Source organism: Methylobacterium sp. C33D (genome assembly GCF_053345825.1).
This window is the reverse complement of the sequence record NZ_JBKFAV010000140.1, coordinates 1-390: the sequence shown is the minus strand read 5'-3', so window position 1 is coordinate 390 and position 390 is coordinate 1. Positions and strand designations below refer to the sequence as shown.

At 64.9% G+C, this 390-nt stretch carries 1 protein-coding gene; it reads right to left on the bottom strand.

The genetic code is table 11. The features are described from left to right. Positions 1-390 (bottom strand): IS3 family transposase (locus ACLBXO_RS31755; RefSeq protein WP_447687919.1); only part of this gene is annotated, 390 nt, incomplete at both ends.

The window sequence follows — 390 nt, the reverse complement described above, 5'->3', positions numbered from 1 at the left end:
TTCGCGGTCCTCTCGGCTTGCTCGGGCGTGAGATAGCCGAGTGCCGAGTGGATGCGTTGCCGATTGTAGTAGCCCTCGATGTAGGCGAACAGATCGCGCCGCGCTTCATCCCGGGTCGCCCATCGTCGCTGATGGACGAGTTCGACCTTGAGCGTGTGGAAGAAGCTCTCCATCGGGGCATTATCGTAGCAGCAAGCCGTGCGGCTCATCGACGGCTTCGCCCCCATACCGGCGAGCTGTCTTCGGTAGGCCTCGGCTGCGTACTGGCTGCCGCGATCCGAGTGGCAGATCAGCCCGGCGGCCGGCCGCTGCCGCTGGGCGGCCATCATCAATGCCGCTACGCTCAGCTCGGCGCGCATGTGATCGCGCATCGACCAACCGACGATCTTG